The organism is Paenibacillus nicotianae (assembly GCF_042681745.1).
Classification (GTDB): Bacteria; Bacillota; Bacilli; order Paenibacillales; family Paenibacillaceae; genus Saccharibacillus; species Saccharibacillus nicotianae.
Map to the genome: position 1 here is coordinate 47,688 of NZ_JBHUGF010000002.1, position 8,489 is coordinate 56,176.

Genomic DNA, 8,489 nt, shown 5'->3' on the forward strand with positions numbered 1-8,489 from the left:
AGCAGCCTTGATCGGGTTTACTTCACGACCACGTCATCCAATGGCAGTTCTTTGACTTTACTAATATCAAAGATCTGAACATGTACAGTACGCGAACCGGCATTGATACCGACCACTTTACCATCGCCTAGCGAAGTGACGACAAATTTACCGATAGCCGGAAGTTCTTCCTTCACGCTCTCATAATTATCATGCTCGAATTTAAGACAACACATTAGACGTCCACACAATCCAGAAATCTTGGTCGGATTCAAGGACAAGCTTTGATCTTTAGCCATTTTGATCGATACCGGCTCAAAATCACCTAACCATGAAGAACAGCATAGAATACGTCCACAAGGGCCTATACCGCCTAGCATTTTAGCTTCATCACGCACACCGATCTGACGCAATTCGATACGGGTACGGAAAATGCTTGCTAAATCTTTAACCAGTTCGCGAAAATCGACTCGACCTTCTGCTGTAAAATAGAAAATGATTTTATTACGATCAAATGTAAATTCTACATCGACAAGCTTCATTTTCAGCTCATGCTCTCTGATTTTGTTTAAACAGGTTGTAAAAGCATTTTTAGCTGCAATCCGATTTTCTTCAACTACTTGAGCATCATGATCTTCTGCAATCCGAATCACTTTTTTCAAAGGAAGAACAACGTCAGACTCATTTACCTCTTTTTTTCCAATCACTACTTTACCATATTCAATCCCACGTGCAGTTTCTACAATAACGTGTTGTTCACTTTCGACTGGAAAGTCTAACGGATCGAAATAATATATTTTACCCGCTTTTTTAAAGCGGACTCCTACTACACTATACAAAAGATAAGCCCCCTCATTTGCCAATACCGTTTTTCAACTCTACGGCAAAAATTCCGATCTGAAGAATTACTTCTTGTGTTCACCTGACATGACGTATTCAAAAAGTGTGCGTTTGGTAAGCTTGTGCGCTCCGCATGATGTTATACACCGTCCGGTCTGTGATGAAGCTCCTTCAACCGCTAACGCCTATAAGAAATTGCTCCATGCATAACTGTGGATTCACATGAGAACGAAGCATTTTCTTACACTCTGCAGCAAGCGACATACAAGATATCCAATGCTGCATATCACGAGTGGTAGCCACTTTGGAGAGAGACTCTAACTGATCTATAAAAACGATACTCTCGTGCCTTCCAATCTGGATATGAATCATATCCTTAAACCATAGGTGGAAAAGATCAAATACAGGCTCAATATGATCTCCAAGTCCGCCTTTGAACAGCTTTTGCTGAGCGGTAATAAGGCTCATACTCCCTCTACCTGCGGATTCCTTCCCTAATTGTAACATTACGTTTCTGATTTCTGCAAACCAATTCTCTGCTAGCAATTCTCGGCATTCATCTAGATCAGACGCAATATGAACAACACATCGTACTAAAGGCATTGGAAATCCTTCATCTCCTAAGATTTGAGCCATTTTCTGAGGATCAGGTGGCGTAAATACTATAGGTTGTGTCCGAGAACGAATCGTAGGTAATACCGACTGTGCATTTTCGGTTAAAAGAATAGCAACTGCCGGTGCGGGTGGTTCTTCTAGAAATTTTAACAGACTATTAGACGCTTGTATCGTCATTTTATCTGCATCTTTAATAATATATATTTTACGGTTTCCCGATTCTGAACGATACGAAAAAATCCGCTGAATATCGCGGATTTGCTCAATTTTAATCGAAGCACCATCCGGCTCGATCACATGAAAATCAGGATGATTACCATTTTTCATTTTGCGACATTGGATACATTCTCCACAGGCTTCATCACCTTTATGAATACATACCAAAGCTTGAGCAAAGCTGTTAGCCATTTTCATTTGTCCACTACCAGCCGGTCCGCTAAACAAATACGCATGAGAAATCTTTTGATTACGCAGACCATTTTGGAGCATCTGCTTGGCAATATCTTGCCCGATAATTTCTTGAAAAGACATGGTGCCTCCTTACTGAACCACTCACTTCAACACATCTATTATACTTTATTAATATAGAAAATTAATCAGCATACCGCGAATTTCGCCCATGCGTTGTAATAATTCTATTCTTCCTTCTTCACTTTGAAGCAATTCTTCTGCCATACTCAGCAACATCGAATCCACTTCATCTAACAATTTATATTTTTTGCCCCGACCCCGACGATCAAAGCTTTGCGTTTCTTTTACTTTAACACCGCGCCGAACCGTATCTTCCAAAAAACGTTTCACTAACATTTGATACGATTTGAGTTCGCGTAGTGTCATTGATTTTGCAAGCCGGTCACCCTGCATTTGAATTTCTTTAAATTGACGTTGAATATCATCATGGGTTGCTTGAGCACCATGATTATGAAGAACATCTGAAAAGTTCTTTTGCTGTACAACTTTATTGGGAGTATCGGATACGATTGGATTACTTTTTAATGGAGGATAACCGGGGTTGATTTTCATTATTCTCTTCCTTTCTTTGCTGGCATTAGACTTCTAGCTGTATATGACAGACGTTTCTGTATACATGCTTGGGTGTTGTATATATCAATTAGCAGTTGCTAAACAGAGTCGTTATTAATTAGTATCGTTCAAATGGTATGATTTGCGAATAGTAAAATGAAAAAACTTCAATTTTTACGTATTGGCTTGCTGAACAATAACCGATTGGGAGCAGATAATAAAGACGGACCGGTTCTCAATAACGTAACCGATCCTCTGTTTATTTCTTAATTATACTCTTTATTATTCTATTATGTTTAAAGATATAACGATTTTTGCGTATTTTTTGAAATAAATATCAAAATATTTTTTAGAAATGCTCAAAGCGTTCAACAGGCATCACGAATACTGTAGCGCCGCCCACTTGTACTTCCACTGGCAATGGAAGATATGAATCGGTTGTACCGCTCATTGGAGTGACCGGAGTAACCAGTTGCTCACGAATTTTACAACTGTTGCGAATTACTTCCATAACCGCTTCAATCTGGCTATCATCCACACCAATCATAAATGTTGTATTTCCAGCACGTAGAAATCCACCTGTACTGGCTAGTTTGGTAGCCCGAAAATTAGCTTTTACCAATTCGCCTGATAGACGGTTACTATCTTTATCTTGCACGATCGCAATAATCAGTTTCATTATAATAGCCCTCCTTTTACAGATCTGTAAGGCACCTAGCCCTGTTTAGTTTATTCGACATCTGTACGGATAATACCTCTATTTACTCTTTATTCATATTGTAACCGACTGCTCCAAATCAGAAGCATATTCCTTATTGTTATACGCGGTACTCTTGAATTAATTGATCTAACACCTGCTTAATATCGCCAAAAACACTGTCCTCATCCTGTTCACCATTGATCATTACAAACTGCTCTGCATGTTGCTCGGACAGTTCCATATATCCTTTATGTACCCGATGATGAAATTCCAGCGTTTCCAGATCAAGCCGGTTGACTTCACGTTCACCTGATTTGGACATAATGCGTTCTAAACCTACTTCTGGCTTAACATCGATATAGATATTCATATCCGCCCAATACTGCTGACCATCTACATCTATAGCCAATTGATTAATATCCAGTACAGCTTTACCCAGTTCACGTCCATACCCTTGGTAAGCCAAAGAAGACATCACATACCGATCACAGATTACGATTCGTCCATCATTCAGTGCAGGAATCACTTTCTGAATCAAATGTTCTCTTCGCGCACTAGCATATAGCAGACACTCGGTTAGACCACTCATATGATTATCTACATTCAAAATCACTTCACGAATCTGTTCAGAAACAGAGATTCCTCCTGGTTCACGAGTCGATAAAAAATCAATGCCTTGTTCATTTAGATAACGTTTAATATGTTCAAGCTGACTTGTTTTACCACTACCATCCATACCTTCTAATACAATAAATAAACCTTTTGACTTCACTGTTATTCCTGCTTTCTGTAGACTACGTTGGGGTAGACTTCTATTGATAGACACGCAATGTATTTAATGTAGCATCAGCAGTACCTTGTATTTTATGACCATGTGTTCGCAACGTTAATAGACTAGCATATACAGATGGATGTATCGTTTCTCCCGCATACAAAATTGGAATGCCTGGAGGATAAGGAATCACCATTTCTGCACATATTCGTCCTTCTGCTTGTTCTAAAGGAATCACTTCTATTTTATCTTCAGCAATCGGTGTCAGTGTAAACAAAATAGGCTCAGATAGATTAGCTAGATGTTGATCTGTATAAACTGTATGGTCTTTCTGTTGGACATAATTGTCATTTGCAACCTCAGAACCGTCTGTACGCTCTGCTATGATAAGCTTGCTATGCTGTCCAGTATAAGCAGTATCGCCTGACATCATCGATTGCAGAGGCTCTTGAGCAATCTTGGTAAGAGCTTCTAACAGACAGTAACTATCTTCTAATGTAGAACCCATACTAAATACCAACACAACATAGCGATCATCGCTCATCTCCGGCACACATCCATAATACTCTAACCGCTCTTGCAAGACTTCACCAGATAAACAACCATTCCGATCATAGATCACTACTTTAAAAGGATCTTGTGTATAATTTCCCTCGGAGAACGATAAACAACCAAATCTTTGCTGATGCTCTAATTCATGAATAAAAGTATCTCTAGCTTGTAGTCCGGTGTCAAAGACTTGCTCTCCATAACAATCTAATAAATAACGACTCAAGTCTAAAGAAGCCATCAATGGATAAGAAGGGCTTGAACTCTGAACCATAGTTAGCCGTTGCTTCAATAAAGAACGATGTAGTAGATCACCCTGTACATGTACCATTGCACTCATAGTCATCGCCGATAACATTTTATGAGTTGATTGTACAACACCATCAGCCCCTGCATTTAGTGCACTGGTAGGAAAACGATGATGATGACCGTAATGTGCTCCATGTGCTTCATCTACCAATAAAGGGATCTGATAACGATGACAAGTAGCAGCAATATGACTCAAGTCTTTCCCCATTCCATAATAATTAGGAGACGAAAGAAAAACGGCTTTAGCAGTAGGGTATTGTATAAGTGCTGCTTCTATAGTTTCCATACTAGGAATTACAGCTAGCCCACTTGCATGATCAGTCTCTGGTGTCAAAAAGACAGCTTTGGCTCCTGCTATCATTAATCCGTTTAGAACAGATTTATGTACATTACGTTGTACAATAATAATATCCCCAGGATGACTACATACTGTTAAAATAAGAGCCAAATTACCAACCGTACTACCACCTACAAGAAAATGACTTTCTTCAGCGCCAAAACACTGTGCGGCTAACTGTTGCGCTTCTTGAATAACGCCTTCAGGATGATGAAGATCATCAGTACCGCTAATTTCAGTAACATCCCATTGTAATACAGGATAGAATAGTTCTAGCCCCGCCATTTGCTGGAGTACATCAGTATAGATCATACCATTTTTGTGTCCAGGTACATGGAAGCTTTTTTGAGGTGAAGAAGCATACTGAGATAAAGCATCATATAAAGGAGCTTTGCACTGTTTCGTTGTAGAAGGTATCCATGTATTGTTCATATCGTCATTCCCATAATATTTATTGTGTATTGTTCCCTATTCTTATTATAATCAAAATAACAGATATCGTCTCAACTTCGCTTTGATATTCAAAAAGACTTATAATTTAAGCTTGTGTATTTCAAAAGATACATATTTGACCGATATAATGATAATAACCAGTCACTTCAATACATGATGTTTATTACGAATACTACCAATAATAAACATTCCGATATTGTAATTTTTAATAGCAAATTATAACTAAAAGGAGGGGCGCATTGAATGGTAACAGAAGCTCAACAAAATGCAACATTTTATCAATACCAACTTATCAAAAAATGGCCAGTTACTAGAGTGTGGAACTGGATTTATTTATTAGTACCTATTGTAACGTTAATCATTGAGCTGTATTACTTTTCATGGTCTAGTGTTGGATTTTGGTTACTTTCTTTTCCGTTAGTGTTATGGATTCAATATGTCATTTCTCGCTCTGTATTGATCATGACGGTTAATCATTTGCGTAAACGTTGGAAATTTCAAATACAATTTCCATGGATCGGTTACTTACCAGATCAATTTATGGGCTATTCTACATTCCGCAGAGTGTTATTACATACAACGTGGATCGGATTTTGTTTTGCCGCTATTTTATGGATGTGGCTTCCACTCGACTTCTCAATCTCTTTAGTTATGTGGCATATTTGGTTTTGCTTGCCTCGTTTGATTATCTTGATTCGTTTATTCCGTAAACGTAAAGATGGGATTATTAAATTAACAAAAGAAGAAGTCTCTTATTATATTCAGTAGCTTTACTATTTTATTCATACTGTTTATTCATCCTGTATGATCATAATTAATAACGTTCCACATACTAATTCATGGTGCCTAGCAATTTTCACTTTAGCTAAAACTATCCATTTAGGTAAAGTTGTAAACGGGATACTACAGCAATATAATTCATAAGATAATACAATATTAATATTCGATTACTGTATCAATAGCACACGAATAATAAAATCAAACGTTCATAATATAGTAGTTAGTAAACAGTCATTTCTTTGAAAAAAGTATTCTGTTTGTTATGTACATGTTGAGATTGGTAGTCCAAACATAAATAACAATTACATAGAATACGCATAAAAAAGACGGTATCTTCTACCAAAAGAGATACCGTCTTTTTTGTGTTACTTTTGTTGTTGATGTCTATTTCTATATGCCTTGTATCAAGCATAATAGCTTTAATCACTTCTTCATATTATGGATTAATCGTAGCTTCAGCAATAGGTGCTCGTGAACTTTTATCAGGTACAATCACTGTTAAGTAATTTTTTTGCAATACCAATTGTAACGTACGATCCCCTTGAATAAATACCAAATTAGTCTTACCTTCACTTACACTTTCCTGTTGTTGTTTCCAGCCCCAGTTTTTGATCTCTTGCAAATATGATTCTGGCAAAGTAGAAGATTCAATACCTGGCAATTCATAACGTACATAGTTCATTTTACTATTATTAATGATTGTATCCATATCTTTAACTTCTTCTGGAATAGGAAAGCTGGACTCTACAAAAGCACCTTGATAATGAGTCCATGAAATATTAGATTGAGAACAACCTGCTAATATTCCTAAAAAAACACCTACCCATACTATATTCCATATTCGATGTTTGCTTTTCCCCCACATCACATCGTCCCCCTTACTAACACAATCATCCACTTATATTCAGTTCATTTTCTACTTAATAAGTCGTTAATGAATAAGACGATTGCATAATGTATAATTATACACTTAACGCATTTCAAATACTACGTAATTACGCTTTAAATATTTTCCGATTATTTTCAATCAATTCTACAATTTCAGTACATAATTCAAAAATACTTTTTTCAGTCATCATGACCTTAGACCTATCTATTACTTTTATCTATTATAACTGTTGTTTCAACAACTTCTGTAACAAAACAGTTACACTTCTAAGAGATGAAGATACAAAATCTTATATATTTCTTCTAATATTAAGTAAGTATTGATTTATCGCTTAAAAGATCTTCTGAAACGTTTAATGTTCTTACTATTAAGAGCTATTTGAAATTAAAATGTGAAAAATTCTATTTAATCTGTATTGAAACTCTATCGCAGTCTATTACCATCAATTATCGTTTTGTTTTAGACTTACTGTGTCTTTTTCATAAACCAAACCAATTCAATTAAAATGATAATCACCATAATACTGACTTTTATAGGCTGCTGATCATTAGTTCCAAACAACTTACAAAGCAATTTACTGAGTAATTTGCAAAGATTAATCACAATAACTTGTATTAAAAATCGATGTCCTCTTCCCGCACAACAAAAAGCCCATCAAAGTAAAGGAAAGAATAATAATTAGAGCGAATGATGCCTATAGAAATCTCTCCAGAGCAGCAAGACAAAAGAACGTTACAAGGTACTTACAGAGGTACCTATAAGGAAAGAAATAGTCAATAGAAGATACTGAAATGAGGATACTACAGGTAAGGATAGCAAGAAAAGCAGAGAGACAAGAGATAACATAGGTAAGTGACACAGGATACATAGCTACACAGAACAATAACCCCAACACTACAGAGCCCTACTCATCCCATACCAAGAGATCCCAGAGATCACAAGCTTGGGTACCACCTTAGTTGTAAGCTACCTAGCAACAACATCCTACCCACATGCCCTATAACTTATCTTCCCCAACTCCACTCTCTCTTTCTTAGACCCTTGTCCCTCACTGCTTTACCACTCAATAAAAGATTTTCAACACAAAAAAAGAGCGACTCCTTAGTAAGGAATCACTCTTTCGGTCTTGCTCGCTGCTTGGCAACGTCCTACTCTCCCAGAACCCTGCGGTCCAAGTACCATCGGCGCTGGAGGGCTTAACGGTCGTGTTCGGGATGGGTACGTGTGGAACCCCTCCGCCATC

Annotated in this window: 8 protein-coding genes and 1 rRNA gene; 1 reads left to right on the forward strand and 8 read right to left on the reverse strand. The window is 37.2% G+C overall.

The features are described 5' to 3' along the window. Window positions 1-17: 17 nt before the first annotated feature. The 6 genes from ACFSGI_RS01945 to ACFSGI_RS01970 all read right to left on the reverse strand — a co-directional run bounded on the left by ACFSGI_RS01945 (window position 18) and on the right by ACFSGI_RS01970 (window position 5,556). Window positions 18-818 (reverse strand): PSP1 domain-containing protein, encoded by an 801-nt coding sequence (locus ACFSGI_RS01945; RefSeq protein ID WP_069326058.1) that lies wholly within the window; start codon window positions 816-818, stop codon window positions 18-20. A gap of 172 nt (window positions 819-990) precedes the next feature. Next, entirely contained in the window at window positions 991-1,965 is a 975-nt protein-coding gene (gene holB / locus ACFSGI_RS01950; protein ID WP_204827288.1) for a DNA polymerase III subunit delta', read from the reverse strand. 48 nt (window positions 1,966-2,013) lie between these two features. Continuing rightward, window positions 2,014-2,457 carry a YaaR family protein gene (locus tag ACFSGI_RS01955; protein WP_204827287.1) on the reverse strand — a complete coding sequence of 148 codons (444 nt, stop codon included), beginning with the start codon at window positions 2,455-2,457 and terminating at the stop codon, window positions 2,014-2,016. Window positions 2,458-2,806: 349 nt separating this feature from the next. Beyond that, complete coding sequence (locus tag ACFSGI_RS01960; RefSeq protein WP_069326055.1) at window positions 2,807-3,136, reverse strand: cyclic-di-AMP receptor; 330 nt, start codon at window positions 3,134-3,136, stop codon at window positions 2,807-2,809. Between the two features lie 139 nt (window positions 3,137-3,275). Next, a complete protein-coding gene (gene tmk, locus ACFSGI_RS01965) occupies window positions 3,276-3,983 on the reverse strand; it encodes a dTMP kinase (RefSeq protein ID WP_379282292.1) in 708 nt (235 codons plus the stop codon). Further along, window positions 3,970-5,556, reverse strand: a complete 1,587-nt coding sequence (locus ACFSGI_RS01970; protein WP_204827285.1) for an aminotransferase class I/II-fold pyridoxal phosphate-dependent enzyme — start codon at window positions 5,554-5,556, stop codon at window positions 3,970-3,972. The genes tmk and ACFSGI_RS01970 overlap by 14 nt, the downstream gene beginning before the upstream one ends. A gap of 264 nt (window positions 5,557-5,820) precedes the next feature. Here ACFSGI_RS01970 and ACFSGI_RS01975 point away from each other — a divergent pair, with 264 nt between their 5' ends. After that, complete coding sequence (locus ACFSGI_RS01975; RefSeq protein WP_204827284.1) at window positions 5,821-6,345, forward strand: hypothetical protein; 525 nt, start codon at window positions 5,821-5,823, stop codon at window positions 6,343-6,345. Window positions 6,346-6,793: 448 nt separating this feature from the next. Here ACFSGI_RS01975 and ACFSGI_RS01980 read toward each other — a convergent pair whose 3' ends face one another. Beyond that, window positions 6,794-7,222 carry a hypothetical protein gene (locus ACFSGI_RS01980; RefSeq protein WP_204827283.1) on the reverse strand — a complete coding sequence of 143 codons (429 nt, stop codon included), beginning with the start codon at window positions 7,220-7,222 and terminating at the stop codon, window positions 6,794-6,796. A gap of 1,159 nt (window positions 7,223-8,381) precedes the next feature. Further along, window positions 8,382-8,489, reverse strand: a 5S ribosomal RNA gene (rrf, locus tag ACFSGI_RS01985); the annotation flags it as partial.